This is a genomic window from Nocardioides caricicola, from assembly GCF_039541135.1.
GTDB lineage: Bacteria > Actinomycetota > Actinomycetes > Propionibacteriales > Nocardioidaceae > Nocardioides > Nocardioides caricicola.
Window position 1 is genome coordinate 206,756 of record NZ_BAABFQ010000007.1, and the last position, 26,410, is coordinate 233,165.

At 71.7% G+C, this 26,410-nt stretch carries 23 protein-coding genes and 1 riboswitch; of the genes, 7 read left to right on the forward strand and 16 right to left on the reverse strand.

The features are described from left to right. Nucleotides 1-52: 52 nt before the first annotated feature. The 5 genes from ABD875_RS15060 to trpS form a co-directional block, all read right to left on the reverse strand. The gene (locus tag ABD875_RS15060; protein ID WP_345178718.1) at nt 53-1,099 is read right to left on the reverse strand and encodes a TIGR03032 family protein; all 1,047 of its coding nucleotides are present in this window, start codon (nt 1,097-1,099) and stop codon (nt 53-55) included. After that, complete coding sequence (locus tag ABD875_RS15065; RefSeq protein ID WP_345178726.1) at nt 1,096-2,898, reverse strand: ELWxxDGT repeat protein; 1,803 nt, start codon at nt 2,896-2,898, stop codon at nt 1,096-1,098. Before ABD875_RS15065 ends, ABD875_RS15060 begins: the two co-directional genes overlap by 4 nt. Nucleotides 2,899-2,993: 95 nt before the next feature. Next, complete coding sequence (locus ABD875_RS15070; protein ID WP_345178736.1) at nt 2,994-4,028, reverse strand: YihY/virulence factor BrkB family protein; 1,035 nt, start codon at nt 4,026-4,028, stop codon at nt 2,994-2,996. Next, nucleotides 4,028-4,552, reverse strand: a complete 525-nt coding sequence (locus ABD875_RS15075) for a 2'-5' RNA ligase family protein (RefSeq protein ID WP_345178743.1) — start codon at nt 4,550-4,552, stop codon at nt 4,028-4,030. Before ABD875_RS15075 ends, ABD875_RS15070 begins: the two co-directional genes overlap by 1 nt. A gap of 17 nt (nt 4,553-4,569) precedes the next feature. Then, nucleotides 4,570-5,628, reverse strand: coding sequence for a tryptophan--tRNA ligase (trpS, locus tag ABD875_RS15080; protein WP_345178749.1), 1,059 nt, complete (start codon nt 5,626-5,628; stop codon nt 4,570-4,572). A gap of 67 nt (nt 5,629-5,695) precedes the next feature. Here trpS and ABD875_RS15085 point away from each other — a divergent pair, with 67 nt between their 5' ends. Further along, on the forward strand, nt 5,696-6,841 hold the full coding sequence (locus ABD875_RS15085) for a GNAT family N-acetyltransferase (RefSeq protein WP_345178756.1): 1,146 nt from the start codon (nt 5,696-5,698) through the stop codon (nt 6,839-6,841). Here the strand turns inward: ABD875_RS15085 and ABD875_RS15090 are convergent. Then, complete coding sequence (locus ABD875_RS15090; protein WP_345178773.1) at nt 6,748-7,950, reverse strand: MFS transporter; 1,203 nt, start codon at nt 7,948-7,950, stop codon at nt 6,748-6,750. The two genes, ABD875_RS15085 and ABD875_RS15090, sit on opposite strands and share 94 nt — an antisense overlap. A 181-nt stretch (nt 7,951-8,131) precedes the next feature. Between ABD875_RS15090 and ABD875_RS15095 the strand changes: the two genes are divergently transcribed. Further along, the gene (locus ABD875_RS15095) at nt 8,132-9,754 is read left to right on the forward strand and encodes a methyl-accepting chemotaxis protein (protein WP_345178779.1); all 1,623 of its coding nucleotides are present in this window, start codon (nt 8,132-8,134) and stop codon (nt 9,752-9,754) included. Nucleotides 9,755-9,763: 9 nt separating this feature from the next. On the opposite strand, the gene ABD875_RS15100 is transcribed toward ABD875_RS15095, so the two are convergent. Together ABD875_RS15100 and ABD875_RS15105 are read right to left on the reverse strand one after the other, a co-directional pair. Further along, a complete protein-coding gene (locus tag ABD875_RS15100; RefSeq protein ID WP_345178785.1) occupies nt 9,764-10,258 on the reverse strand; it encodes a hypothetical protein in 495 nt (164 codons plus the stop codon). Then, nucleotides 10,251-12,443, reverse strand: coding sequence for an NADP-dependent isocitrate dehydrogenase (locus ABD875_RS15105; protein ID WP_345178789.1), 2,193 nt, complete (start codon nt 12,441-12,443; stop codon nt 10,251-10,253). Before ABD875_RS15105 ends, ABD875_RS15100 begins: the two co-directional genes overlap by 8 nt. Before the next feature lie 152 nt (nt 12,444-12,595). Here ABD875_RS15105 and ABD875_RS15110 point away from each other — a divergent pair, with 152 nt between their 5' ends. Next, on the forward strand, nt 12,596-13,660 hold the full coding sequence (locus ABD875_RS15110) for an MIP/aquaporin family protein (RefSeq protein WP_345178792.1): 1,065 nt from the start codon (nt 12,596-12,598) through the stop codon (nt 13,658-13,660). Between the two features lie 3 nt (nt 13,661-13,663). On the opposite strand, the gene ABD875_RS15115 is transcribed toward ABD875_RS15110, so the two are convergent. Next, entirely contained in the window at nt 13,664-14,335 is a 672-nt protein-coding gene (locus ABD875_RS15115; RefSeq protein ID WP_345178798.1) for a hypothetical protein, read from the reverse strand. A 100-nt stretch (nt 14,336-14,435) separates the two neighbouring features. On the opposite strand from ABD875_RS15115, the gene ABD875_RS15120 reads away from it, so the two are divergent. After that, nucleotides 14,436-15,422, forward strand: coding sequence for a malate dehydrogenase (locus ABD875_RS15120; protein ID WP_345178804.1), 987 nt, complete (start codon nt 14,436-14,438; stop codon nt 15,420-15,422). A 191-nt stretch (nt 15,423-15,613) separates the two neighbouring features. Here the strand turns inward: ABD875_RS15120 and ABD875_RS15125 are convergent, their stop codons facing one another. From ABD875_RS15125 to ABD875_RS15145, 5 genes are all read right to left on the reverse strand, one after another. Then, nucleotides 15,614-15,976, reverse strand: coding sequence for a DUF3017 domain-containing protein (locus tag ABD875_RS15125; RefSeq protein WP_345178810.1), 363 nt, complete (start codon nt 15,974-15,976; stop codon nt 15,614-15,616). Continuing rightward, nucleotides 15,973-16,818 carry a bifunctional methylenetetrahydrofolate dehydrogenase/methenyltetrahydrofolate cyclohydrolase gene (locus tag ABD875_RS15130; RefSeq protein ID WP_345178815.1) on the reverse strand — a complete coding sequence of 282 codons (846 nt, stop codon included), beginning with the start codon at nt 16,816-16,818 and terminating at the stop codon, nt 15,973-15,975. Before ABD875_RS15130 ends, ABD875_RS15125 begins: the two co-directional genes overlap by 4 nt. A 25-nt stretch (nt 16,819-16,843) precedes the next feature. Then, nucleotides 16,844-18,406 (reverse strand): bifunctional phosphoribosylaminoimidazolecarboxamide formyltransferase/IMP cyclohydrolase, encoded by a 1,563-nt coding sequence (gene purH / locus ABD875_RS15135; RefSeq protein ID WP_345178823.1) that lies wholly within the window; start codon nt 18,404-18,406, stop codon nt 16,844-16,846. A gap of 34 nt (nt 18,407-18,440) precedes the next feature. Continuing rightward, nucleotides 18,441-18,517: riboswitch (ZMP/ZTP riboswitch) on the reverse strand. Continuing rightward, nucleotides 18,515-19,123, reverse strand: coding sequence for a phosphoribosylglycinamide formyltransferase (purN, locus tag ABD875_RS15140; protein ID WP_345178826.1), 609 nt, complete (start codon nt 19,121-19,123; stop codon nt 18,515-18,517). It overlaps the preceding riboswitch by 3 nt. Beyond that, the gene (locus ABD875_RS15145) at nt 19,120-20,388 is read right to left on the reverse strand and encodes a cell division protein PerM (protein WP_345178831.1); all 1,269 of its coding nucleotides are present in this window, start codon (nt 20,386-20,388) and stop codon (nt 19,120-19,122) included. Before ABD875_RS15145 ends, purN begins: the two co-directional genes overlap by 4 nt. Nucleotides 20,389-20,481: 93 nt before the next feature. On the opposite strand from ABD875_RS15145, the gene ABD875_RS15150 reads away from it, so the two are divergent. The 3 genes from ABD875_RS15150 to ABD875_RS15160 all read left to right on the forward strand — a co-directional run bounded on the left by ABD875_RS15150 (nt 20,482) and on the right by ABD875_RS15160 (nt 24,305). After that, nucleotides 20,482-22,326: a SigE family RNA polymerase sigma factor gene (locus ABD875_RS15150; protein WP_345178837.1), complete on the forward strand. Its 1,845-nt coding sequence runs from the start codon at nt 20,482-20,484 to the stop codon at nt 22,324-22,326. 91 nt (nt 22,327-22,417) lie between these two features. Then, a complete protein-coding gene (locus ABD875_RS15155) occupies nt 22,418-22,912 on the forward strand; it encodes an RNA polymerase sigma factor (RefSeq protein WP_345178846.1) in 495 nt (164 codons plus the stop codon). Further along, a complete protein-coding gene (locus ABD875_RS15160) occupies nt 22,905-24,305 on the forward strand; it encodes a hypothetical protein (protein WP_345178854.1) in 1,401 nt (466 codons plus the stop codon). Before ABD875_RS15155 ends, ABD875_RS15160 begins: the two co-directional genes overlap by 8 nt. A gap of 157 nt (nt 24,306-24,462) precedes the next feature. On the opposite strand, the gene sucD is transcribed toward ABD875_RS15160, so the two are convergent. Both sucD and sucC read right to left on the reverse strand, forming a co-directional pair. Beyond that, entirely contained in the window at nt 24,463-25,344 is an 882-nt protein-coding gene (gene sucD, locus ABD875_RS15165; RefSeq protein ID WP_345178858.1) for a succinate--CoA ligase subunit alpha, read from the reverse strand. 22 nt (nt 25,345-25,366) lie between these two features. Then, a partial coding sequence (sucC, locus tag ABD875_RS15170; RefSeq protein WP_345178864.1) for an ADP-forming succinate--CoA ligase subunit beta occupies nt 25,367-26,410 on the reverse strand: 1,044 nt, incomplete at its 5' end.

Consider the following 26,410-nt stretch of genomic DNA (forward strand, 5'->3'; position numbering starts at 1 on the left):
ACCTCGGTGGTTGAGGTGCGAGGAGCGCCAGCGACGAGCCTCGAAACCACCGTCACGGCGACGGCAGCAGCCAGACCTCGTCCTCGGCGGAGCCGAGGGTGGGGCAGCGCGCGCCCGGGACGACCTGCACGTCGAAGATCTCGGCGACGCCGGTCTCCCACTCGAGGGTGGCCAGGGTGTCGCCGGTCCGCAGGTCCACGACGCCGACGCCGCACTTGAGGCGGTCGTGGTACTCCGCGATCGGGGCTCCGCCGAAGACGGCGGTCTCGCGGATCTTCGAGAGCCCGATGAACGCCAGGTGGCCGTGGATCGCGAGGCCGCGCGCGTAGCCGGGCAGCATCGCGACCACGTCCCGCTGCCCGGACGCGAGGTCGACGCGCTCCAGCCGGCCCCACCCGGAGTTCAGGACGTACAGGCTGCCCTCGTGCCACCGCGGCGAGTGCGGCATCGCCAGCCCCGCGGTCACGACCTCGCCAGAGGCGACGTCGAGCACGAGGCCGCTGTCGTTGCGCACCGCGCGCCAGCCGCGGGCCTCGTCGGACGGCGCCATCGCGGTGACGTACGCCGGCCTCCCGTCGCGCATCGCCAGCCCGTTGAGGTGGCAGCGGTCCTCCGGCGCCAGCCGCGAGATGAACGGCGGCTTCCAGCGCGGCACGAAGCTGTGCGTCTCGTCGAGCCCGGCGAGGCAGGAGAACAGCGTGTTCACCAGCCACAGGTCGGGCTCCCCCGTCTCCGTGACGCCCCAGGTGACCTCGTGGCACTGGATGGCGCCGGTGACCACGGACGAGCGGGGCAGCCAACACCGGTCGTAGGTGCCGGCCGGCGCGATCGCCGGCGCCAGGTCGGAGTGGTCGCGCAGCGTCCAGACCTGGTTCTTGCCGCCCACGACCAGCCGGTCGGCGCCCAGCGCGACCCCCATCGCGTTGTCGAACCGGCGGAACGAGAAGCTCGGGCGGCCGTCCGCGACACCGATCGCCACCAGCTGCCCGGCCTGGTAGGTCGAGACGAGCAGGCCGCAGCCCGCGTCCTCCAGCACGCCGGGGAACGACGCGCTGTGGTGGTAGCGGACCTCGGTGCCGCGGTCGGCGCCCGTGCTCACCGTGTCTCGAACGTGAACGACTTGACGACGGTGCTGGCCGAGCCGGCGCACGGCGTGTAGATGAACCGGGCGCGCACCTTCAGCTCACCGGTCCGGCGCAGCTCCTTCAGGCCGGCGCGGGTCGGACGCAGCTCCACCGTGGTGCGGCCCTGTCCGAGGTCGAGCGTCGCGCGCTTGAGCTCGGTCCCGCCGACCGGGCGGATCGCGAGCCGGCCCGGGGCGTCGCTGGACACCCGCACCCGGATCGTCGACCCGTCACCGCGGCCGCCGTACACCGCGAAGCCGAAGTGGTCGTTGATGTCGTCGATCAGGACGGTGCCGGCCTCGGTGCCGTCGGTCTTCCACAGCTCTCGGCCGTGCTCGCCGTCGTCGGCCCCGAAGTACACGATGCCGCCCGCGGGCGTGATCGACGAGGGGCCGCTGTAGTACCCGCTGTCGTCGTCGATGTCCTTGACCAGCACGGTGCCGGCCTCGGTGCCGTCGGACTTCCACAGCTCCTTGCCGTGGACACCGTCGCGCGCGGCGAAGAAGAGCTCGCCGTCCGCGGCCGTGAGGTACGACGGCTCGCTGCCGTAGCCGCCGGGGCGGATGTCCTCGACCAGCACGGTGCCCGCGGCGGTGCCGTCGGACTTCCACAGCTCGCGGCCGTGCACGTCGTCGTCGACGGTGAAGAAGAGGGTGCCGGCCGCGCTGACCAGCTCGTTCGGGCCGCTGTAGTAGTCGGTGTCGTCGTCGATGTCCTTGACCAGCGCGGTGCCGGCCTCGGTGCCGTCGGTCGTCCACAGCTCGCGGCCGTGGACCCCGTCGTCGGCCGTGAAGAAGACCTTCCCGCCGGCTCCGACCGCGAGCCCGACGTTGGCGGGCTCGGCTCCGGGGTTGATGTCCTTGACGAGGTGGGTCCCGGCCGCGGTGCCGTCGGACGTCCAGAGCTCGCGCCCGTGGACGCCGTCGCGGGCGCCGAAGTAGAGCTTGCCGCCCACGGCGGACAGGTAGCTGGCCCGGCTGTCGTACGCGCCGGGGTAGACGTCCTTGACCATCGACGTGCCGGCGGCGGTGCCGTCGGACTTCCACAGCTCGCGGCCGTGCACGTCGTCGTCGACGGTGAAGTACAGGGTGCTCCCGAGGGCGGTCAGGTCGCTCGGGCCGCTGTACTCGTCGTCGTCCGAGCTGATGTCCTCGACCATGGTCGTCCCGGCCCTGGTGCCGTCCGAGCGCCACAGCTCGCGGCCGTGGGTGCCGTCGTCGGCGTTGAAGAAGACCGTGCTGCCCACCGCGACCAGGTTGGTGGGGCCGCCGTAGTAGTCGTCGTCCGAGCTGATGTCCTTGACCAGCGTCGTGCCGGCGGCGGTGCCGTCGGAGGTCCACAGCTCCTTGCCGTGCTCCCCGTCGTCGATGGTGAAGAAGAGCTTGCCGCCCGCCGCGACCAGGGAGTCGGGCCCGTCGGAGTACTCGCCCTCCTCGCCGACGTCGGAGACCATCGTGGTGCCGGCCGCGGTGCCGTCGGTCTTCCACAGCTCCTGGCCGTGGATGCCGTCGTCGGCGGCGAAGAAGTAGGTCCCGCCGATCGAGACGCCCTGCGAGGGGTTGCTCGGCGGCGTGGCGAGGTCGGTGCACGCGGCCGCGCTGCTGCCGGTGCTCGGTGCTCCCGCGGCCGGCGACGCGCCCATCGAGCCGAGGCCCGCGATCCCGACGGCGACCGCGGCCGCGGTGGCCGTCCGCCGCCGTCGGCGCAGCTCCTTGGCTCGCGCCGTGCGCGCTCGCAGTGCCTGCGCCCTGGCGCTCCGCTGTCGTCGGCTCATCGCCGTCACCTCCGCTTCCTGGCGAGCATGCTGCCACCTCGCACCCGTCTTGTGCCGGTATGACGCCTGCCGGGGGTGTTCGGTTGCACGCGATCTCAGGACTTCTTGCGCGTCAGCTTCCTCACGACCGCCACCAGACCGAGCGTGCTCAGCGCACCGGCGACGTACGACGCCGCCCACGGGTGCTCCGGCTCGGGTCGGACCGGCGGCGACGGCGGGCCGGCGACCGCAGCCGGCGCGGGCACCCGGACGGCCCGGGCGGCCGGGGTGGTGACCGCCCACGCGGCGGCGTAGAGGGTCACCCGCGACGAGTAGTAGATCCACACCAGCACGATCAGCGCGAGCCCGAACACCTGGAACGCCGCATTGCCCTGCGTCGCGGCGATCAGCGGTCCGGCGACCTGCTTGAGGACCTCGAACGCGAGGGCGCCGACGAACGCCCCGGACAGCAGCGTCCGGCGGGGCAGGTGCGGGTTGGCGAGCAGCAGGAACATCGTCCAGAACAGCAGCAGGTCGGCGCCGAGCCCGACGGCGATGGTCAGCACGCGCAGCGCCCAGCCGAGGTCGGTGTCGACGTCGAGCCAGTCGAGCAGCTCCTCGGAGAATCCGCCCACCAGCCCCGCGACCGCGACCGAGACGAGCAGGATCACCCCGATCAGGGCGAGCGCGGCCAGGTCACGCAGCTTGCCGACGACGAAGTTCGGCTGCTCCGCACGCGGCAGCTCGAACACCACCTCGAGCGCACGGCGCAGCGCCGACAGCCAGCCGAGGCCGGCGTACAGCAGCACGAAGAACCCGATCAGACCCACGGTCGCGGCCGCCTGCTTGATGTCGGCGACCTGGATCTGCCCGGGACCGTCGCCCACCAGCTCCGGGACGACGTGGTTGATCGCCCGCTCCAGGTCCGACTGCGCGTCCGGGTACACCCGCGCGATCCAGCCGACCACGAAGAACGCCAGCGCGAGCAGCGGGAAGAACGACAGGAAGCCGAAGTAGGTGATCGCGCCGGCCTGCTGGCCGGCCTTCACGGCGCCGTAGTGCTCCTGCATCCGCACCAGGTGGTCGACGAGCGGCCGCCGGGCGCGTACGTCGCGCACGCGTGCCGTGATCGCCGCCCGGGACGGTGCCATCAGTGGCCCGCGGCACCCTGCAGGGGGAAGTCGCGCGTCGGCCGCCAGCCTTCGGTGTCGTCGTGGACGTAGAGGTGGAAGCCGGCCACCTCGAACTCGCACTCGAACTCGGCCAGCTCGGCGAACGCGCGGTCGAGGGCGGCGTCCTCGAGATGGTGCGCGATGGTCACGTGCGGGTGGTACGGGTACTGCAGCTCCACGTCGAGCGGGCCGCGGCGCAGCGACTTCGCGAGCTGCTCGCACTGCGAGATGCCCTCGACGAGCGTCACGAAGACGACCGGCGAGACCGGCCGGAAGGTGCCCGTGCCCCGCAGGTGCACCGCGAAGCTCGCGGCCTGCGTCGCGGCCTCCTCGAGGTGCTTCTCCACCTCGGGCAGGTCGGCGTCGTCGATCTCGGTCGGAGGCACCAGCGTGACGTGCGTCGGGATCATCGAGGCGGTCGTGTCACCGACCGCGGTCCGGTAGTCCTGGAGCTGCGTGGCCCAGGGCTCGGGGATCGCGACGGCCACCCCAATCGTCGGCATTACCTGACCCTACTGCTCTAGCGCGCGACGGCGACGAAGCCGACCCGCTGGTACACGTCGCGGAGCGTGGCCTCGGCGACCGCGCCGGCCCGCTCGGCCCCCTGGCGGAGCACCTCGGTGAGGTAGGCCTGGTCGTCGAGCAGCTCGAGGGTGCGCTCGCGGAACGGCGTCACGAACTCCACGACGACCTCGGCGAGCTCCTTCTTGAGGTCGCCGTACCCGCGCCCGGCGTACTCCTCCTCGAGGTCGGCCACGGTGCGGCCGGAGAGCGCGGAGTAGATCGTCAGCAGGTTGCTCACGCCGGGCTTGTTCTCGGGGTCGAAGCGGACCACGGCCTCGGAGTCGGTCACCGCGGACCGGATCTTCTTGGCCGAGACGTTCGGGTCGTCGAGCATCTCGACGATGCCGGACGGCGACGACGCGGACTTCGACATCTTCGCAGTGGGGTCCTGGAGGTCGGTGATCTTCGCCGTGGCCTTCAGGATGTACGGCTCCGGGAGCCGGAAGGTCTTCTTGTAGCGCGTGTTGAAGCGGTGGGCCAGGTCGCGGGTCAGCTCGAGGTGCTGGCGCTGGTCCTCGCCGACCGGCACGTAGTGCGGGCGGTAGAGCAGGATGTCGGCTGCCTGGAGGATCGGGTAGGTGAACAGCCCGACGCTCGCAGCGCCCTCGCCGCCCTTGGCGGACTTGTCCTTGAACTGGGTCATCCGGCGTGCCTCGCCGAAGCCGGTCAGGCACTGCAGTACCCAGCCGAGCTGGGCGTGCTCGGGCACCTGCGACTGGATGAAGATCGACGAGCGCGCGGGGTCGATGCCCATCGCGATCAGCTGCGCGGCGGCGCGGAGAGTCCGCTCGCGCAGCACCTTCGGGTCCTGCTCGACGGTGATCGCGTGGAGGTCGGCGATGAAGAAGAACGGCTCGTACTCCTCCTGCAGGTCCACCCACTGCCGCAGCGCGCCGAGGTAGTTGCCGAAGTGGAACGAGTCGGCGGTCGGCTGGATGCCGGAGAGCACCCGTGGCCGCGCGCCGCCGGTGCCCTGCACGGACGCCGAGACCTCGGGTGCGGTCGTGGTGGACATGGGGGTCATTCTGACCCATGCCGATAGTCATTCGAGCATCCGGGGTGACCCGCTCTAGGGTGCGTGCGTGATCCCCACCCTCACCGACGGAGTCGTGACCCTGCGGGCCCACCGGCCGGACGACGTGACCGGCGTCTACGAGCAGTCCCAGGACCCCGACTCCCAGCGCTGGACGGTCGTCCCGGTCCCGTACGCGCACTCCGACGCCGAGCAGTACGTCGGCGAGCTGGTCCCCAGCGGCTGGGCCGACGGCACCAGCTGGACCTTCGCGCTCGAGGCCGAGGGACGCTTCGCCGGGTCGATCGACCTGCGCCCCCAGGGCGCCGGCCGGGCCGACCTCGGGTTCGGGGCGCACCCGTGGGCCCGCGGCACCGGGTACGTCGAGCGGGGGCTGCGGCTGCTGCTCGAGTGGGGCTTCGAGGAGATGGGCCTGCGCACGGTCTCCTGGCGCGCCCACATCGGCAACTGGGCGTCGCGGCGGCTCGCCTGGAGGCTCGGCTTCACCATCGAGGGCACGATCCGGCAGTGGTCACCGCAGCGCGGCGAGCTCCGCGACGTCTGGGTCGGCACGCTGCTGCGCGACGACCCGCGTGAGCCGCGGACGACGTGGCTCGAGAACCCCGTGCTCGTCGGTGACGGCGTGCGGCTGCGGCCGTTCACCGAGGCCGACGTACCGCGGATCGCCGAGGGCATCGGCGACGCCGACACCCAGTTCTGGCTCTCCTTCTTCCCGCGGGGCTTCGACGAGGACGACGCGCGCCGCTACCTCGAGCAGGTCACCGAGCGCCTGGCCACGAACCACACCGTCACCTGGGCGTTCTGCGCGGACGACGACGACCTGCTGCTGGGCGCGGTCGGGCTGCACCGCATCGCGGGCGGCGAGCCCGAGATCGGCTACTGGACCCACCCCGACGCCCGGGGTCGCCGCCTGACCGTCAAGGCGGCCCGGCTCGCGGTCGCGCACGGGTTCGAGACGCTGGGCCTGCACCGGCTGTCCGGCTTCGCCGCCACCGGCAACCAGCCGTCGTGGCGGGTGCTCGAGCGGCTCGGCATGCAGCGCATCGGCGTGCAGCGCGAGGCGACCCACACCGGGGACGGCGCCCCTGCGGACCTGGTCGGCTACGACCTCTTGGCCGCCGACTGGGCGGACCACACCAGCACCGCGACACCGGCCACCGAGAGCGCGGCACCGACCAGCGCCGGCGCGCGGTAGCCGTAGCCGGCGGCGATCACGACGCCGCCGAGCCAGGCACCGAGCGCGTTGGCCAGGTTGAGCGAGGCGTGGTTCATGGCCGCCCCGAGGGTCTGGGCCTCGCCCGACACGGCCATCAGGCGCAGCTGCAGGTTGATGACCAGCACCGAACCCACCGCGGTGACCAGGAAGATCGCCGGCATCAGCCACCACCCGTACGGCGCGGTGAGCCAGACCAGCAGCATCACCAGGCCGGAACCGACGCCCGACCAGATCAGCGTGCTGAACACCGACCAGTCGCCCAGCCGGCCGGCCACCCAGGTGCCGGCCACCATGCCGACGCCGAACACCGCGGTGAAGACCGGCACCGCCGACTCGGACAGGCCGCCGACGTCGGTGACGATCGGGGCGATGTAGGAGTAGACGGCGAACATGCCGCCGAAGCCGACCGCGCCGGCGAGCAGGGTGAGCAGCGCCTGGCCGTTGCGGAAGAACAGCAGCTCGCGACGGCCGGTCGCCTCCGGGTTGCCCGGGCAGGACGGCACGAACGCGAGGACCAGCACGACCGTCAGCAGCGCCAGGCTGGCCGCCGACACGTACGCCGCCCGCCAGCCGAGCTGCTGCCCGAGCCAGGTGGCCGCAGGCACCCCGACCACGTTCGCGACCGAGAGGCCGAGCATGACGCTGGCGACGGCGCGGCCCCGTCGCTCGGGCGCGGCCATGCTCGCCGCGACGAGGGACGCGACGCCGAAGTAGGCACCGTGCGGCAGGCCGTCGAGGAATCGGGCCGCGAACAGGACGCCGTAGCTGGACGCGGTCGCGCTCAGCAGGTTGAAGACGGCGTACGCCACCATCAGCCAGACCAGCAGCGCGCGCCGGGGCAGCTTCGCACCGAAGACCGCGATCAGCGGGGCCCCGACGACCACCCCGAGCGCGTACGCCGCGATCACGTTGCCGGCCATCGGGATCGAGACGCCGACGCCGTCCGCGATCTGCGGCAGCAGGCCCATGGTCACGAACTCGGTCGTGCCGATCGCGAAGCCGCCGACCGCCAGCGCGAACACGGCGAGCCGGAAGTGCGCGGCCCGCGCCGCCGTGGTCTCGGCGGGGGCAGGTGTGGTCGTCGTCACGCGGAGCACTTCCGGTCGTCGGTTCGGGTTCACGGCTGACGGCGTACGCAGCACTGCCAGTCTGCAACGGGCCGGTCGCGTGACCTATTCCGGGCTCAGGTCGGGCGCCGGCCTGCCGACAGGAGAGGTGTCAGTCCCCCGCTGACGCATATCCCCCTGCTCTGAACGAGGTTCCCCCGCAGTGCGAAAGATCCTGCACGACCTGTCCATCGGTCGCCGTCTCACCCTGGCCTTCGGGCTCCTCTGCCTGCTGCTCGTCGCCGTCGGCGCCACCGGCGTCGTCGCGTCGCAGGAGCAGGTCTCGCTCCGCGAGGACGGCGAGCGGCTGGCGAGCGTCCGCAACGACATCAACGAGCTGCGGCGTCTCGACGAGAACGTCAGCGGCTGGGTGGGCTACATCTACGCGGAGGCCGCCACCAACGGCGACCCGGCCGCGGCCGTGCAGCCGGAGGCGGACAACATGTCCGGCCTGCTCGAGGCCGAGGACATCGTGTACGACGTCCTCGACGGCGTCGACACCGACGCGATGACCGCGTCGGAGCAGGCCCAGTTCGCGACGATCACCCAGCAGTGGGACGCCTACTTCGCCCAGTCGCGCGCCTGGACCGAGCTCCTGGGCGAGTCCGACCCGGAGAACCTGAAGCCGGTGTTCGACGTGATGAACTCCGGCGAGCTCGTCGACTCCTGGGGGGCGCTCCTCGAGTCCTCCGACGCGCTGTCGGCCGACATCGGCAAGCGGAGCACCGCCCTCGCGGAGAAGTCCGACGCCGCGGCCGCCCGGTCGACCCGGATCATCCTCGGCGTCACCGGGCTCGCGTTCGTGCTGGCCGCCCTGCTGGGCATCGCGGTGACCCGCTCCATCGTCCGCCCGGTCCGGGCGTGCGTCGACGCGCTGGACGAGGTCGCCCACGGCGACCTGACCGCGTCGGCCGGGATCAGCCAGAAGGACGAGCTCGGCCAGCTGGCTGCGTCGTTCGACACGACCATGGGCTCCCTGCGCCGCATCGTCTCGACGATGGCCGAGTCGGCCACGACCGTCGCGGCCGCGGCGGAGGAGATCGACGTCACCTCCAACACCATCGCGGACTCCTCGCGTGAGGCGTCGACCCAGGCCGGCGTCGTGAGCGCCGCCGCGGACGTGGTGTCGCAGAACGTGCAGACGGTCGCGTCGGGCGCCGGCGAGATGGGCGCCTCCATCCAGGAGATCGCCCGGAGCGCCAACGAGGCGGTCTCGGTCGCCTCCGAGGCGGTCCGCACCGCGGAGGAGACCAGCGCCACCGTGGGCCGGCTCGGCGCCAGCTCGCAGGAGATCGGCGACGTCGTCAAGACGATCACCTCGATCGCCGAGCAGACCAACCTGCTGGCGCTCAACGCGACCATCGAGGCCGCCCGTGCCGGTGAGGCCGGCAAGGGCTTCGCGGTCGTCGCCAACGAGGTCAAGGAGCTCGCGCAGGAGACCGCGCGCGCGACCGAGGACATCTCGCGACGCGTCCACACCATCCAGGACGACGCCGCCGGCGCCGTCGCGGCCATCGGTCAGATCGGCGAGGTCGTGGGCCGGATCAGCGACTCGCAGACCACGATCGCCGCGGCGGTCGAGGAGCAGACCCTCACCACCCAGGAGATGAGCCGCAACGTCGGCGAGGCCGCGTCCGGCACCAGCGAGATCGCCGGCACCATCGGCAGCGTCGCGACCGCCTCGAACGAGACCGCCGAGGGAGTCCAGCACCTCCGCGGCGCGGTCTCCGAGCTCTCTCGGATGTCGACCCAGCTCCAGGACCTGGTCTCGACCTTCCGCTACTGAGCAGCAGGCCTACGGGGCGACCGTGACCTCGCTCTGGACCGCGGCGGCCTCGCCGCTCTCGGGCAGGCACGGCTCCCCGGCGTACGTCGCGACCGGCTGGTACCCGCCACCGGCGGTGATCGTGTCGCCGTCGCGGGCGACCACCGAGAGGTCGGCGTCGTACAGGGTCAGCAGCTCACCGTCGCGGGTGGCCCGCCAGCCGGCGGGCCACACGACGTAGGTGTCGCGGTCGGCGCCCTCGAGGTAGACGCAGTAGTCGTCGTCCATCCGCAGGACGCCCTGGATCAGGGCGCCGTCGCCGTCCTGGCCGGACTTCCAGCTCGAGGTCGGCAGCTGCACGCTCGTGCCGCTGAGCTCCGGCTCGTCCGAGGCGAACAACGTGATCGCGCCGAACGCGACGGCCGCGACCAGCAGCGGCACGAGCGCCACGAGGACGTAGCCTCGGGTGCTCAGCGCTGCCGGCCGCGACCAGCGGTCGAACTGGGGCTCCTGGTCGTCAGCCAAGGGACGCGATCGCCTCGTTGAGCGTCTTCGACGGTCGCATCACCGCCGACGCCTTGGCGTCGTCGGGGCGGTAGTAGCCGCCGATGTCGGCCGGCGAGCCCTGGACGGCGATCAGCTCGTCGACGATCTGCTGCTCGTTGGCCGTCAGCGTCTCGGCCAGCGGCTTGAACGCGGCCGCGAGGTCGGCGTCGTCGGTCTGGTTCGCGAGCTCCTGGGCCCAGTACATCGCCAGGTAGAAGTGCGAGCCCCGGTTGTCGATGCCGCCGAGGCGACGGGTCGGCGACTTGTCCTCGTTGAGGAACGTGCCGGTCGCCCGGTCGAGGGCGTCGGCGAGCACCTTCGCGCCCGGCTTGCCGGCCTGCTCGGCGTACAGCTCGAGGGACGGCACCAGCGCGAAGAACTCACCGAGGCTGTCCCAGCGCAGGTAGTTCTCCTTGACCAGCTGCTGCACGTGCTTCGGCGCGGAGCCGCCGGCGCCGGTCTCGAACAGGCCGCCGCCGTTCATGAGCGGGACAACCGACAGCATCTTCGCCGACGTGCCGAGCTCGAGGATCGGGAAGAGGTCGGTGTTGTAGTCACGCAGCACGTTGCCGGTGACCGAGATGGTGTCCTCGCCCTTGCGGATGCGCTCGAGGGAGTACGCCGTCGCGGCGGCCGGGGCCATGATCTCGATGGTCAGGCCCTCGGTGTCGTGCTCGGGGAGGTACTCCTTGACCTTGGCGATCAGGTTCGCGTCGTGGGCGCGGGTCTCGTCGAGCCAGAACACCGCCGGCGAGCCGGTGGCGCGGGCGCGGGAGACGGCGAGCTTCACCCAGTCGCGGATCGGGGCGTCCTTGGTCTGGCAGGCGCGCCAGATGTCGCCCGGCTCGACCGCGTGCTCGATGAGGACGTCGCCGGCCTCGTTGAGGACCTGGACCCGGCCGGCGGCCGCGATCTCGAAGGTCTTGTCGTGCGAGCCGTACTCCTCGGCCGCCTGGGCCATCAGGCCGACGTTCGGCACCGAGCCCATCGTGGCCGGGTCGAAGGCGCCGTGGGCGCGGCAGTCGTCGATCACGGTCTGGTAGACGCCGGCGTACGACGAGTCCGGGATCACCGCGAGGGTGTCGGCCTCGTTGCCGTCGGGGCCCCACATGTGGCCGCTGGTGCGGATCATCGCCGGCATCGAGGCGTCGATGATGACGTCCGAGGGGACGTGCAGGTTCGTGATGCCCTTGTCGGAGTCGACCATCGCGAGGGCCGGGCCCTCAGCGAGGCCGGCGTCGACGGCGGCCTTGATCGCGTCGCCCTCGGGGAGGTTGGCGACCGCGCTGAGGAGCGCGCCGAGGCCGTCGTTCGGCGAGATGCCGGCAGCGGCGAGCTGCTCGCCGTACTGCTCGAACAGCGTCGGGAAGAACGCCTGCACGACGTGGCCGAAGATGATCGGGTCGGAGACCTTCATCATCGTGGCCTTGAGGTGGGCGGAGAACAGCACGTCCTCGGCCTTGGCCCGGGCGATCTGCTCGGCGAGGAAGCGGCGCAGCGCGGCGACGCTCATGAAGGTGCCGTCGACGACCTCGCCGGCGAGGACCTTGATGCCGGTCTTGAGCACGGTCTCGGTGCCGTCCGCGGCGACGTGCTTGATGGTGAGCGTGTCGTCGGAGGGGATGACGACCGACTGCTCGTTGGAGCGGAAGTCGTCCTTGCCCATGGTCGCGACGTTGGTCTTCGAGTCCGAGCTCCACGCACCCATGCGGTGCGGGTGGGACTTGGCGTAGTTCTTGACCGACAGCGGCGCGCGGCGGTCGGAGTTGCCCTCACGCAGGACCGGGTTCACGGCCGAGCCCTTGACCTTGTCGTACTTCGCGACGATCGCCTTGTCGGCCTCGGACTGCGGGTTCTCCGGGTAGTCCGGGACGTCGAAGCCCTGCTCCTGCAGCTCCTTGATCGCGGCCTTGAGCTGCGGGATCGAGGCGGAGACGTTGGGCAGCTTGATGATGTTCGCCTCGGGCGTCTTGGCCAGCGCGCCGAGCTCCCCCAGCGCGTCGTCGGCGAGGCCGAACTGGGCCAGGATGCGCGCCGCCACCGAGATGTCGCGCGTCTCCACGTCCACACCCGCCTTGGCGGCGTACGCCTGGATGATCGGCAGGAACGAGTACGTCGCCAGCAGCGGCGCCTCGTCGGTGTGGGTGTAGATGATCGTGGCCATGCTCGACGCTCCTGGGATCGGGTGCGATTGCTTGATATCAAGATACCTGAGGTGCCCGGCTCCTCCACCTTGGCATCCGCCCCCGGGGCGATCAACGGTCTAGAGTTGCTGAGGCAGGCGTTACGGGGACGCCCTCCGAGGGGAGCATGCGCATGGCCGAGCAGCCGACACCGCCCACCATCCAGCACAAGCTCACGGCCGAGGTGATCGGGACGTTCGTCCTGGTGTTCTTCGGCTGTGGGTCCGTCGTCTATCCCGCGCTGGGTGGCGGCACCAGCACGATCACGACGATCGGGCTGACGTTCGGCATCGCGGTGATGGTGATGGCCTACGCGTTCGGGCGGGTCTCGGGCGCGCACTTCAACCCGGCCGTCTCGGTCGGCGCGGCGATCAGCGGCCGGATGACGTGGAAGAACGTCGGCCCCTATGTCGTGGCCCAGCTCGCCGGCGCGCTCCTCGGCGCGCTCGCGCTGTTCGTGCTGCTCCAGGGCTTCGCGGACTTCGACGCCGAGGGCAACATGGGCCAGAACTCGTTCGGCGACGTCGGCAGCGGCTACGAGTGGTGGGCGGCGTTCCTGCTCGAGCTGGTCATGGCCGCGGTGTTCCTGACCGTGATCCTGGCGGTGACCGACGAGCGCTTCGAGCACCCGTCGCTGGCGCCCCTCACGATCGGCTTCACGCTGGCCGCGATCCACTTCGTCGCGATCCCCGCCACCGGGACGTCGGTGAACCCGGCGCGGTCCATCGGCCCCGCGCTGTTCGCCGGGCCGGACGCCATCGAGCAGCTGTGGCTGTTCATCCTCGCCCCGCTGATCGGCGCCGCGCTGGCCGGCATCGCCTATCCCCTGCTGTTCGGTCGCGGCGGCGACCCGCTGCCCGGCTCCGGCATCGCGTTCGGTCGGCCGCGGGTCGTCGAGGGCCCGGACCAGTACCAGCAGCAGTGGAACCAGGAGACCGCGACGTCGGGCTCGACGGGCTCCTCGACGGGCTCCTCGACGTACACCGCCGCGCCGATCGTGCAGGACGGCTGGCAGTGGGACCCGGTCGGCCAGCAGTGGCACCCGGTTGGGCACACGCCCGAGCAGTGGCGCGCCCACCAGATCGCCCAGCAGGAGGCCGAGGAGCAGGCCGCCCGCCAGCAGGCCGCGCAGCAGCCCTCGGGGAACCAGTTCCCGGAGAGCGAGCCCGGCGACGGCGGGACCCAGATCCGGCAGTAGCCGCTAGGGCTCGACGCTCTCCAGGCGCACGGAGCGGTAGCTCCCCGACGCGACCTGCTCGGCGACGAGACCGACGCCCTCGGCGTACGACGACTCCGTGCGCGCGCCCGTCTCGAGCTCCGAGCGTCCGTCGACGAGCACCGTCTCGAACGTGCCTGCCGGGACGGTGACCCGTTCGTCGAGCGCGGTGACGGTGGCGGTGTCCTCCGAGACCCCGGGCGCGAGCGCCGGGCGGTAGCCGTCGCCGACCCGCGGCGTCGCCGCCATCGCCAGGCCGGCCTCCGCGCCGTCGACGCCCGCCTCCCAGCTGCCCTCGCGGCCGAACCACCAGACGTTGCCGCGGTCGTCCTGCGCGAACCAGTCGGTCACGACCTCCGTGCGCTCGGTGCTCACCCGCGCCGTGGTCGGTACCCCGGCCACCTCGGGGCCGGGCTCGACGGTGACGGTCATCGGGTGCTCGCCGGTGGTGTCGTCGACCGCGTAGGTCCAGGTCGTGCCGGGCGCGAGCGGGAACCAGGGGTTGTCGACGGTGTCGACGAAGTCGGCCGGGTCCGGGCTCGGGGTCGGGATCACCAGCTCGTCGACGCCCGACGGCGGGCTCGGCACCGAGGCGGACCCGCAGCCGGTCAGACCCCCGAGCAGGGCGAGCGCAGCCAGACCCGCGCGCACCGTCATGGGCCCAGCATCCCAGCACCGGAGGCCGCGTGCGACGACACCCCGTTCCGCTGCTAGCGTCGGAAGGCAGAACAGACCATCGCCTGAAGGAGTCGTCGTCGTGAGCTCTACCCCGTTGAAGGTCGCCGTGACCGGCGCCGCCGGCCAGATCGGCTACAGCCTGCTGTTCCGCCTGGCGAGCGGCTCGCTGCTGGGTGACCGCCCGATCGAGCTGCGGCTGCTGGAGATCACGCCCGCGCTCAAGGCGCTCGAGGGCGTCGTGATGGAGCTCGACGACTGCGCGTTCCCGAACCTCGCCGGCGTCGAGATCGGCGACGACGCGGAGAAGATCTTCGACGGCGTGAACCTGGCGCTGCTCGTCGGCGCCCGCCCCCGCGGCCCGGGCATGGAGCGCGGCGACCTGCTGTCGGCCAACGGCGCGATCTTCACCGCGCAGGGCAAGGCCCTCAACAAGGTGGCCGCCGACGACGTCCGCATCGGCGTCACCGGCAACCCGGCCAACACCAACGCGCTGATCGCGATGACCAACGCTCCCGACATCCCGCAGAACCGGTTCTCGGCGCTCACCCGCCTCGACCACAACCGCGCGATCTCGCAGCTCGCCGCGAAGACCGGTGCTGCGGTCACCGACATCAAGAAGATGACGATCTGGGGCAACCACTCCGCGACCCAGTACCCCGACGTGTTCCACGCCGAGATCGGCGGCAAGAACGCCGCCGAGGTCGTGAACGACCAGGACTGGGTGGAGAACACCTTCATCCCGACCGTCGCCAAGCGCGGCGCCGCGATCATCGAGGCCCGCGGCTCGTCCTCGGCCGCCTCCGCCGCGTCCGCGACCGTCGACGCCGCTCGCGACTGGCTGCACGGCACCCCCGAGGGCGACTGGGTGTCGATGGCGGTCGTCTCCGACGGCTCCTACGGCGTACCGGAGGGCCTGATCTCCTCGTTCCCGGTCACCACCAAGGACGGCGACTGGGAGATCGTCCAGGGCCTCGAGATCGACGACTTCTCGCGCGCCAAGATCGACGCCTCCACCGCCGAGCTCGCCGACGAGCGCAACGCGGTCACGGAGCTCGGCCTCATCTGAGCCCCCCCGTAGCAACGCCGAAGCGGCGCCGTCCTCACCTCGAGGCGGCGCCGCTTCCGCATTGCTGGGAGTCGTGGGAGTCGTCGCAGGTTCACCATGTGATGCAGGCGGACCTGCACTTCCCATGGCATGCAGACCGTGGGAAGTGCAGGTTCACCCACATAGCGTGGTGAACCTGTGGCGCGCCGACCTCAGACCGGCTGGTCCGGGATCGAGATCGCGAGGAAGAACAGCGCCGCGCCGGTCCCGGCCAGCAGCAGGCAGTCCCACCAGCGGCGGCGTACGGCGAGCATGCCGGCGTCCTTGGCGGGCAGCAGTGCCCGGATCAGGGCCGCGAAGACCAGCGCGCCACCGAACCAGCGCACGCCGAGCCGCCAGTTGCCGGAGGCGACGATGCCGATCGCGACCGCGACGACGGCGAGCACGACGAGGTAGAACGCGCCGCCGATCGTGGAGGGGTAGCGGCGACCGCCGTCGACAGGCTCCGGCTCCGCCGAGACCGGCGCCACCTCGTCGTGGCGCGACTCGTCGGGCGACGGCTCGAAGTCGTTCACGCCACCGACTGCTCGGCGGTCGTGACGATGTTCGAGAGCAGCATCGCGCGGGTCATCGGGCCGACGCCGCCCGGGTTCGGCGAGACCCAGCCGGCGACGTCCCAGACGTCGTCGGCGACATCGCCCGCGATCTTGCCGTCGACCCGCGAGACGCCCACGTCGAGTACGGCGGCGCCGGGCTTGACCATGTCACCGCGGATGATGCCGGGCACCCCGGCCGCGGCGACGATCACGTCGGCGTTGCGGGTGTGCGCGGCCAGGTCGCGGGTGCCGGTGTGGCACAGCGTGACCGTGGAGTTCTCGCTGCGCCGGGTGAGCAGCAGGCCCATCGGCCGGCCGACGGTCAGGCCGCGGCCGACCACGACGACCTCGGCGCCGTTGAGCTCCACGCCGTGGCGGCGCAGCAGCTCGATGCAGCCGATCGGGGTGCAGGGCAGCGAGCCCTTCTCCCCCAGCACCAGCCGACCGAGGTTGACCGGGTGCAGGCCGTCGACGTCCTTGTCGGGGTCGACGCGCGACAGCAGCCGGAACTCGTCGAGCCCGGTCGGCTGCTGCACGATGAAGCCGGTGCAGGCGGGGTCGGCGTTCAGCCGGTCGATCTCCGCCTCGACCTCGGCCTGGGTCGCGGTCGCAGGCAGGTCCACGCGGATCGACGCGATGCCGATCTCCGCACAGTCCTTGTGCTTCGCGCCGACGTACCAGTGCGAGCCGGGGTCGTCGCCCACCAGCACGGTCCCGAGGCCAGGCACGACGCCCTGCTCGCGCAGCTTCGCCACCCGCTCGGTGAGGTCGGCCTTGATCGCCTTGAGCGTCGCGGTGCCGTCCAGCTTCTGTGCAGTCACGAAGGTCATCCTGTCCGATCGAACGTCAGTGGAAGAAGTGGCGCGTGCCGGTGAAGTACATCGTCACCCCGGCCGCCTTGCACGCCTCGATGGTCAGCTCGTCGCGGACCGAGCCGCCCGGCTGCACGATCGCGGCGACCTGCGCGTCGATGAGGATCTGCGGTCCGTCCTCGAACGGGAAGAACGCGTCCGACGCGGCGACCGCACCGACCGCCCGCTCCCCCGCCCGCTCGACGGCCAGCTTGCAGGAGTCGACGCGGTTGACCTGGCCCATGCCGACGCCGACCGAGGCGCCGTCCTTGGCGAGCAGGATCGCGTTCGACTTCACCGCGCGGCACGCCTTCCAGGCGAACGCCAGGTCGGCGAGCACCTCCGGGGAGGCGGCCTCGCCGGTCGCGAGCGTCCAGGTCGACGGGTCGTCGCCCTCGGCGTCGACGTGGTCGACCTGCTGCATCAGCAGGCCGCCGGAGATCGGACGGGTCTCCACCGGGGAGCCGGCGTCGGTACCGGCGACGAGGATGCGGATGTTCTTCTTGCCCTGCAGGATCTCGACCGCGCCCTCGTCGTACCCGGGCGCCACGATGACCTCGGTGAACACCTCGGCGACCTGGCGGGCCATCTCGACCGAGACCGGCCGGTTGGCGGCGATGACGCCACCGAACGCCGAGACCGGGTCGCACGCGTGGGCGCGCTGGTGCGCCTGGGCGATGTCGGCGCCGACCGCGATGCCGCACGGGTTCGCGTGCTTGATGATCGCGACGGCCGGCTCGGCGAAGTCGTTGGCGGCGCGGCGGGCGGCGTCGGTGTCGACGTAGTTGTTGTACGACATCTCCTTGCCGTGCAGCTGCTCGGCCTGGGCCAGCCCGCCGGGGCCGGAGCCGTCGAGGTAGAGCGCGGCCTTCTGGTGCGGGTTCTCGCCGTACCGGAGCACCGCGGCCTTCTCGTAGGTGCCGCCGACCCACGCGGGGAAGCCGGTGCCCTCCGAGGAGTCGGTGAGCACGCTGCCCATCCAGGACGCCACGGCGACGTCGTACGACGCGGTGTGCACGAACGCCTCGGCGGCCAGCGCGCGCCGCTGGTCGATCGTGAAGCCGCCCGCGGCGACCGCCTCGAGGACGTCGGCGTAGCTGGCGGGCGAGGTGACGATCGCGACCGACGGGTGGTTCTTGGCTGCCGCGCGGACCATCGACGGGCCACCGATGTCGATCTGCTCCACGCACTCGTCGGGGCTGGCGCCGGACGCGACGGTCTGCACGAACGGGTAGAGGTTCGAGACCACGAGGTCGAACGGCTCGACGCCGAGGTCGGCGAGCTGCTGCACGTGGGTGTCGAGGCGCCGGTCGGCGAGGATGCCCGCGTGCACCCGCGGGTGGAGGGTCTTGACCCGGCCGTCGAGGCACTCGGGGAACCCGGTCAGGTCCTCGACCTTGGTCACCGGCACGCCGAGGCGCTCGATCAGCGCGGCGGAGCCGCCGGTCGACACCAGCGCGACGCCGGCGTCGTGGAGACCTCGGACCAGGTCCTCGAGACCGGTCTTGTCGTAGACGGAGACCAGGGCGCGCTTGATCGGGATGCGGTTCTCTGACACGGACTCTCCTGCTGCGTGGGTGGCTGCGTGGATGAAGGGGCACCCAGGCGGACGATGCTCCCCGGCGTCACTCCCCGGTGGTCACCCACCTGCGCCAGTCGTGTGCGCTCAGCCTATCCGGACCCGGCGGCCGTCGACGACGTACCCCTCGCGGGCCAGCCGGCCCACGGCGTCGACGAGCATCCGCCGCTCGGCGACCTTGATCCGCTCGTGGAGCGTCTCGACGGTGTCGTCGTCCTCGACCGGGACGACGGTCTGCGCGACGATCGGGCCGGTGTCGACGCCCGCGTCGACGACGAACAGGGTCGCGCCGGTCACCTTGACGCCGTACTCAAGGGCGTCGGCGGGCCCGCGCGTGCCGGGGAACGACGGCGACAGCGCGGGGTGGGTGTTCACCACGCGGCCCTCGAACCGGCCGAGGAACTCCGCACCCACGAGCTTCATGAACCCGGCGAGCACGACGAGGTCCGGCTCGAAGCCGCCGACGGTGTCGGCCAGCGCCCGGTCCCAGTGCTCGCGGCTCGTGAACTGGCCGACCTTCTTCACAAACGTCGGGATGCCGGCCCGCTCGGCGCGGGCCAGGCCCTCGATGTCCTCGCGGTCGGCACCGACCGCGGCGATCTGGACGCCGTACGCCGGGTCCGCGCACGCGTCGATCAGGGCCTGGAGGTTGGTGCCCGAGCCTGAGACGAGGACGACGATGCGGCGGGTGCTCACGCCTCGGAGTCTAGGGAAGCCGCGCGGGAGGCTCGACGCTGCCACCAGGTCATGGCCAGCCCGCCGAGCAGGCCGCCGATGCCGAAGGACGTGATCGCGTGCACCAGCACGTCGAACGTCTCCGGGCCGAAGTCGCGCATCCGGCCGGGTCCGACCGCACCACCGGCGACCGCGGTCACCAGCCCGAGCAGCACCCCGGCCAGGACGCCGCCGGCGCAGCCGCGCAGCGCACCCTCGTCCCAGCGCAGGGTCGGGTTGCGGCGCTGGTGGCGAGCGGCGACGACCGCCGCGAGCAGCAGCGGCAGGGCGAGGAGGTACGGCGCCCACCCCGGGGTCGGGCCGTTGTCGGGCAGCGCGGCGAACAGCGGGAACATCGGCAGCGGGCCGACCGAGACGACCGACGGGGAGACGAGGGTGCCGGTGCCGACCAGGAAGCCGGGACCGAGCAGGTAGGAGCCGGCGAACACCGCGGCGTTCGGCACCAGGGTCAGGCACAGCGCGGTGTACGTGGTCGCGTCGCCGGCGTCGGTGTGCAGCCGCGACATCACGTTGACCGCGGTGTCGAAGTCCACGACCAGCGCGGCCAGGAACAGCGCGGTGGACAGCAGCAGGTAGCCGCCGAGCATGCGCAGCGCGAGGGCGCCCGCGGCGCGCGCCGCGGCCGGGAGGTACGCCGCCCAGATCGCGGCCCGGCCGGAGCCCGTCGCGATGCCGGCGAACCCGGCGGTCAGGCACAGCAGGAGAGCCCACCCGACCACGCGGCCGCCCGCGAGCCCGACGTCGGCGCCGCCCGCCAGCCGCAGGGTGAGGATCGTCACCACGAGGTACCCGACGGTGAACACGGTGGTCGCGACCAGCACCGTCCAGTCGCGCTCGCCGTCCGCGATCCGGTCGGCGTCCGGGCCGTGGCCCGAGACCGAGTCACCGACCCGGTGCGCGAGCCGCCAGATCGTCCAGGCGACCAGCGCGGTGATGCCGAGCGGCACCACCGTGACCGCCACGCCGTCGACGTGGACGCCGGAGCCGTGCGCCATCAGCCAGCCCAGCGCGCCCACGCGCAACCCGCCACGGGGCGTCCCGTGGGTGCCGGCGTCGGAGAGGAACCAGCCGACGACACCGACCGCGAGGCAGACCAGCAGGGTCGCCGAGGCGGCTGCGACCCCGCCGAGGGCCGCGACCAGGACGAGCGGCCGGCGGTGCCGGGCATCGAGTCGGTCGCCGGCCCCGGTCAGGGCCGAGGACGAACCGGGGAGCAGCGAAGTCATGGCCCGGCCATCATCACCCGGCGACTCCGCCGTACCGGGGCTCCCACGCCGGTTCGGCCCCGCGAGTCCGCTCGGGCTACCTTTGATCACGCCATGAAGGACCCCGACGAGTTCGACCAGTACTACAAGGACGTGCGCAGCCGTCTGCTGGTGCTGACGTACTGCCTGACGGGTGACCTCCCCGCCTCGCGCGGCGCGGTGCGGGACGCGTTCGTCGTCTCCTGGCACCACTGGGCGAAGGTGTCCCGCCTGGAGGACCCCGAGGCCTGGACCCGGGTCCGCGCCTGCTCGCACGCCCAGCGCCGCCACACCGCGAAGCTGTGGCACCGCGAGAAGGGCCTCGACCCCGAGGTGAAGGCCACTCTCGACGCGCTCGGCAAGCTGCCGATCGCGCAGCGTCGGATGCTGCTGCTCACCGAGCTGACCACCGCCTCGCTCGCCGAGATCGCCCGCGAGGTCGGGCTGCCGCGCGCCGACGCCGAGCGCGAGCTCCAGACGGCCACCGCGCAGTTCGCGGTGCACCGCGACGTCCCCACCACGAGCATCCGCACGGTGTTCGAGCCGGTCCGGGCGTACGTCGACGACAGCCGCTGGCCGCGGCCGACGATCATCCGCCGCGCCGGCGCCGCACGCCGGCGCACCCACACGGTCATCGGGGTCGGTGCGACGGTGGCTGCACTCGTCGTGACCGGCACCCTGGTGACCGACGCCGCCGGCGTCCGGCCGACGCTGTCGCGCGAGCGGATGACCGACGCCGGTGCGAGCACCCACTCCCGGAACGCTCCCGAGCCGGTCGACCTGCCCGAGGACGCCCTGCTGCCGGTCGAGGACGTCGCCCGGCTCGTGCCGGGCACCGGCTGGACCGTCACCGACACCGACGACAACACCGGCGGCGACGGCCTGGTGATGCCGTGCCAGCAGAACCGGTATGCCGACCCGGGCAACGCCGCGGCCCTCCTGCGGACGTTCGACACGGCCGGCACGAAGACGCCCGCGAGCGTCAGCCAGGCGACCGAGGTCTCGACCAGCGACCGCTCCGCCCGCCGGAGCTTCGACACCGCGGTCTCGTGGTTCGCCGGCTGCCACGACGACCGCGCCCAGCTGATGGAGACCCATGCGGTCGACGGGGTCGGCGACGAGGCGATGCTGGTGCTGCTGCGCACCTGGGCCCAGCCCGAGTCGGTCGTCGTCGCCGGCGTGGCGCGCACCGGCATGATCACCACGACCACCGTGACGCAGTCCCGGGTCGGCAAGGAGCCGAGCCAGAAGGACGTCGCCGAGCTGCTCGGCGAGGCCGTGGACGGGCTGTGCGAGCAGCCCGACGGGGGTACCTGCGCGACCGTCGCGCGGCTCCGCGCCGTACCCCCGGTGCCGGTCGCGCCGGTGCCCGCGATGCTCGCCGAGGTCGACCTCCCGCCGGTCGCCGGCGTGGCCCGGCCGTGGGTCGGCACCGAGCCCCAGCAGGCCCGCACGAACGCCGCCGCGACCAGCTGTGACGGCGCGGACTTCTCGAGCGGCTCGATGAGCAACAACGTGACCCGCACGTTCCTGATCCCGGAGGCGAAGCTGGCCGACCAGTTCGGGCTCACCGAGACCGTGGGCTCGCTGCCCGAGAAGAAGGCGCGGGAGTTCGTTGCGAACGTGCGCGCCAAGCTCGTGGCCTGCGCGAACTCCGACCGGCACCTCGGCACCGACATCGAGCGCGTCCTGCACGCCGCGGGCGAGCACCGCGACATCACCGTCTGGCACCTCACCACCGAGGTCACCGACGACACGACGGTGCAGTTCCTCATGGGCATCGTCCGCGACGGCACCTCGATCGCCCAGGTCGGGTTCGTCCCGGACGGCAAGGCGACGATCTCGAACGACGCGTTCGACGCCCTGGTCAAGCGCGCCCTGGCGCGGCTCGACGCGATGCCGGCGCCGCGGACCGGCTGACCTGCAGAGATTTCTGCCGCCGCCATGCAACCGTGGTGGCCGGTACGGCGTATCCCCTCCGAACCAACCACACGAGACGGGATGAGGGGCGATGGACGAACGCGAGTTCGACGACTTCTACGCGGCGTCCTTCCAGCGCGTCACCGGCCAGGTCTACGCGATGATCGGCAACCGGGACGAGGCGCAGGAGTGCGTCCAGGAGGCGTTCGCCCGAGCCTGGGCGCACCGCAGGAAGCTCGACAAGGCCGAGTACCCGGAGGCGTGGGTGCGCACCACGGCGTACCGCATCGCGGTGAGCCGCTGGCGTCGTACGACGCGGGGCCGACGCCCCGCCGACCGGGCGGTCAGCGCGCCGATCCAGGCCGCACCGCCCAGCGAGGCGCACGTCGCGCTGGTCGCGGCCCTCAAGCAGCTCCCCGAGGCGCAGCGGCAGGCGTTGGTGCTGCACCACATCGCGGACCTCCCCGTCCACGACGTCGCCCGCGAGATGGGCGTCCCCGAAGGAACGATCAAGGCCCGGCTCAGCCGGGGCCGCGCCGCGCTCGCGGCGCTCCTCGCGGACGAGGAAGGACTCAGCCATGCCTGACCCGATCGACGAGCTCGAGAACTTCAGCATCCCAGGACCTCCCATGAACCCGATGCCCGCCGCCGAGGTACGCCGCCGCGGCGACCGGATCCGCCGGCGCAACAACGCGCTCGCGACCGTCGGCGGCATCGCCGCCGTCGCGGTGATCGCCACGCCGTTCGCCGTCTTCGCCGGTGGCCAGAGCTCGCCGGACGACGTCGACCCCGCACCGGCCCCGCAGTGGTCCACCACGGTCCCCGACTCCTTCGACATCGCGGCGCTACCCGAGGGCTCGACCTACTCGTTCGAGGTCGTGGATGGCAGCACGGTCGACGACGTCACCCTGTGCGGCGCGCCGGCGTTCTCGACGGCGTCGAACGACCCGGCTGGCCCGGCGACCGACACGGTGGGCGCGACCTGGACGGAGCTCGAGTCCTCTGGCACCGCCGACCGCACACTGGCCGTCTACGCCGACGGCGCGACAGCGCAGACCGCGCTCGACGGCTTCCGCCAGGCCGTGCTCGACTGCGGCCAGGACCGGACCGGCGGGGTGTCGACGGTCAACGATGTCGTCGACCGCGCGGTTCCGGGGGCGGAGGACTCGTTCGTCTACACCAACCAGGTCAAGAACGGCGCGCTCCTCTTCGACATGACCGCCTACGAGGTGGCCCGGGTCGGGAACGCACTGTATGTCGCGAACTCGCACACCTCGGCCGGCGGCGACCAGGCGATGGACACGGTGGACCTCCTGATCGAGCACTCCGCCCCGGTCCTCGACCAGATGTGCGTGTTCTCGATCGAGGGTTGCGACCCCGCCCGACCGGACGCCTCCGAGGGGGTCGACGAGCCGACGGGTCTGACCGGCGCGATTCCCGACAGCTTCCCCCTCGAGAAGGGCCTGCCCACCGACCCGCAGGGTGGGGTCGGGCTCGAAGGCCCCAGTCACGACCTCGATCTGGCGGTCTACAACCTCGAGAACAACCTCCGGGCCTGTGGCGTCGCCGCGACTGGTCTCCCGAAGGCCATCGACACCCTGAACGCAGGGTTCCGGTCGCCCGCGGCAGCGGTGCTGCGTCAGCTGCGGACCTTCGACTCCGTCGACGAGGCGCAGGCCTACGCGGAAGGCGTCATGGCGCCGTTCGCGAGCTGCACCGAGGATCCGGAGGGTGGAGTCACCAAGATCTACGAGGTGACACCGGAGGAGGCCGGCGACCACGCCGCATCGGCGATGATGCGCGTCGAGGTCGACGGAGAGCCGGGCGTCGGTTACCAGCTCGTCCAGGTCGTCCGTGTGGGCCAGGCCGTCTTGCAGACCCTGGTCGTGAACGACGGCGAGCAGCTCGACCAGACTCCGGAGGACCTGCGCAGGATGTATCTCGAGAACAGCCAGACGGTCATCGACGAGATGAACTGACGTCGCCCGGCCCGAGACCGGCTGCTGACGCCGTCGTATCTGACGCTCGTGTCGTAGAAACAGCGGATCCACGACACGTCCGCCAGGTACGACGCCGGACGACGAAGGCCCCGCCCGGAGAACCGGGCGGGGCCTTCGCACGAGGTGACTCAGTGACTCAGAGAGTCTTCAGGATCTCCCGCATCAGCTCGGCGGTCTCGGACGGCGTCTTGCCGACCTTCACGCCGACGGCCTCGAGGGCCTCCTTCTTGGCCTGCGCGGTGCCAGAGGAGCCCGAGACGATGGCGCCGGCGTGGCCCATGGTCTTGCCCTCCGGGGCGGTGAAGCCCGCGACGTAGCCGACGACCGGCTTGGTCACGTTGTCCTTGATGTACGCCGCGGCCCGCTCCTCGGCGTCGCCACCGATCTCGCCGATCATCACGATCGCCTTGGTCTCCGGGTCCGCCTCGAACGCCGCGAGGGCGTCGATGTGGGTGGTGCCGACGATCGGGTCGCCGCCGATGCCGATGGCGGTCGAGAAGCCGAAGTCACGCAGCTCGTACATCATCTGGTAGGTCAGCGTGCCCGACTTCGAGACCAGGCCGACCGGGCCCTTGCCCGCGATGGTGTGCGGCGTGATGCCGGCCAGCGACTCCTCCGGCGTGATGATGCCGGGGCAGTTCGGGCCGATCATCCGGGTGGACTTGCCCTGCAGGTAGGACCACACCTCGGCGGTGTCCTGGACCGGGACGCCCTCGGTGATCACCACGAGCAGGCCGATGCCGGCGTCGATGGCCTCGATGCAGGCGTCCTTGGTGAACGCCGGCGGCACGAAGACGACCGACACGTCGGCGCCGGTCTCCTTCATCGCCTCGGCGACCGTGCCGAAGACCGGCTGGGTGGTGCCGGCGAGCTCGACGGTGGTGCCGGCCTTGCGGGCGTTGACGCCGCCGACGATGTTGCTGCCGGACTCGATCATCAGCGTGGTGTGCTTGGAGCCCATCCCGCCGGTGATGCCCTGGACGATGATCTTGCTGTCCTTGTTGAGGTAGATGCTCACGTCTGTCTCTGCTCTCTATCTCTCAGGCGTTCGCCAGCTCGGCGGCCTTGTCGGCCGCGCCGTCCATGGTGTCGACGAGCGTGACCAGCGGGTGGTTCAGCTCGGCCAGGATCGCGCGGCCCTTGTCGACGTTGTTGCCGTCGAGGCGGACGACCAGCGGCTTCTTCGCCTCGTCACCGAGGATCTCCAGCGCGCCCTTGATGCCGTTGGCGACCTCGTCGCAGGCGGTGATGCCACCGAAGACGTTCACGAACACGCTCTTGACCTGCGGGTCGTGCAGGATCACGTCGAGACCGTCGGCCATCACCTGCGCGTTGGCGCCGCCACCGATGTCGAGGAAGTTCGCCGGCTTCACGCCGCCGTGCTTCTCGCCGGCGTACGCCACGACGTCGAGGGTCGACATGACCAGGCCCGCGCCGTTGCCGATGATGCCGACCTGGCCGTCGAGCTTGACGTAGTTGAGGCCCTTGTCCTTGGCCTTCGCCTCGAGCGGGTCCTCCTCGTCGCGGATCACGAAGTCCTCGTGCTCGTGGTGACGCACCTCGGAGGCGTTGTCGTCGAGCGACACCTTGCCGTCGAGCGCCTCGAGCTTGTCGCCGGCCAGCCGCGCGAGCGGGTTGACCTCGACCAGCGTCGCGTCCTCCTCGACGAAGACCTTGTACAGCGACTGGATCATCGCGACGGCCTGCTCGAAGACCGGCTCGGGGAACTTGGCCTCGGTCGCGATCTCGCGCGCCTTCGCCTCGTCCACGCCGGCGCCCGGGTCGATCGCGATCTGCTTGACGGCGTCGGGGTTGGTCTTGGCGACCTCCTCGATCTCCACACCACCCTCGACCGACGCGATGCAGAGGTACTGCCGGTTCGACCGGTCCAGCAGGAACGAGAAGTAGTACTCCTCCTCCGGCGGGGTCGCGGGGGTCACCAGCACGCGGTTGACCGGGAGACCCTTGATCTCCAGGTTCAAGATGTTGGTCGCGTGCTCGAACGCCTCGTCCGGCGTCTTGGCGAGCTTCACGCCGCCCGCCTTGCCGCGGCCTCCGGCCTTGACCTGCGCCTTGATGACGGT

Bases quoted from the DNA above. Each gene is read 5' to 3' on its own strand.
- ABD875_RS15115 (WP_345178798.1), bottom strand. From the start codon at position 14,335: ATGACGGTGCGCGCGGGTCTGGCTGCGCTCGCCCTGCTCGGGGGTCTG.
- ABD875_RS15145 (WP_345178831.1), bottom strand. From the start codon at position 20,388: ATGACTTCGCTGCTCCCCGGTTCGTCCTCGGCCCTGACCGGGGCCGGC.
- ABD875_RS15160 (WP_345178854.1), top strand. From the start codon at position 22,905: ATGCCTGACCCGATCGACGAGCTCGAGAACTTCAGCATCCCAGGACCT.
- ABD875_RS15105 (WP_345178789.1), bottom strand. From the start codon at position 12,443: ATGGCCACGATCATCTACACCCACACCGACGAGGCGCCGCTGCTGGCG.
- ABD875_RS15070 (WP_345178736.1), bottom strand. From the start codon at position 4,028: ATGGCACCGTCCCGGGCGGCGATCACGGCACGCGTGCGCGACGTACGC.
- trpS (WP_345178749.1), bottom strand. From the start codon at position 5,628: ATGTCCACCACGACCGCACCCGAGGTCTCGGCGTCCGTGCAGGGCACC.
- ABD875_RS15110 (WP_345178792.1), top strand. From the start codon at position 12,596: ATGGCCGAGCAGCCGACACCGCCCACCATCCAGCACAAGCTCACGGCC.
- ABD875_RS15065 (WP_345178726.1), bottom strand. From the start codon at position 2,898: ATGAGCCGACGACAGCGGAGCGCCAGGGCGCAGGCACTGCGAGCGCGC.
- ABD875_RS15075 (WP_345178743.1), bottom strand. From the start codon at position 4,552: ATGCCGACGATTGGGGTGGCCGTCGCGATCCCCGAGCCCTGGGCCACG.
- ABD875_RS15150 (WP_345178837.1), top strand. From the start codon at position 20,482: ATGAAGGACCCCGACGAGTTCGACCAGTACTACAAGGACGTGCGCAGC.
- ABD875_RS15155 (WP_345178846.1), top strand. From the start codon at position 22,418: ATGGACGAACGCGAGTTCGACGACTTCTACGCGGCGTCCTTCCAGCGC.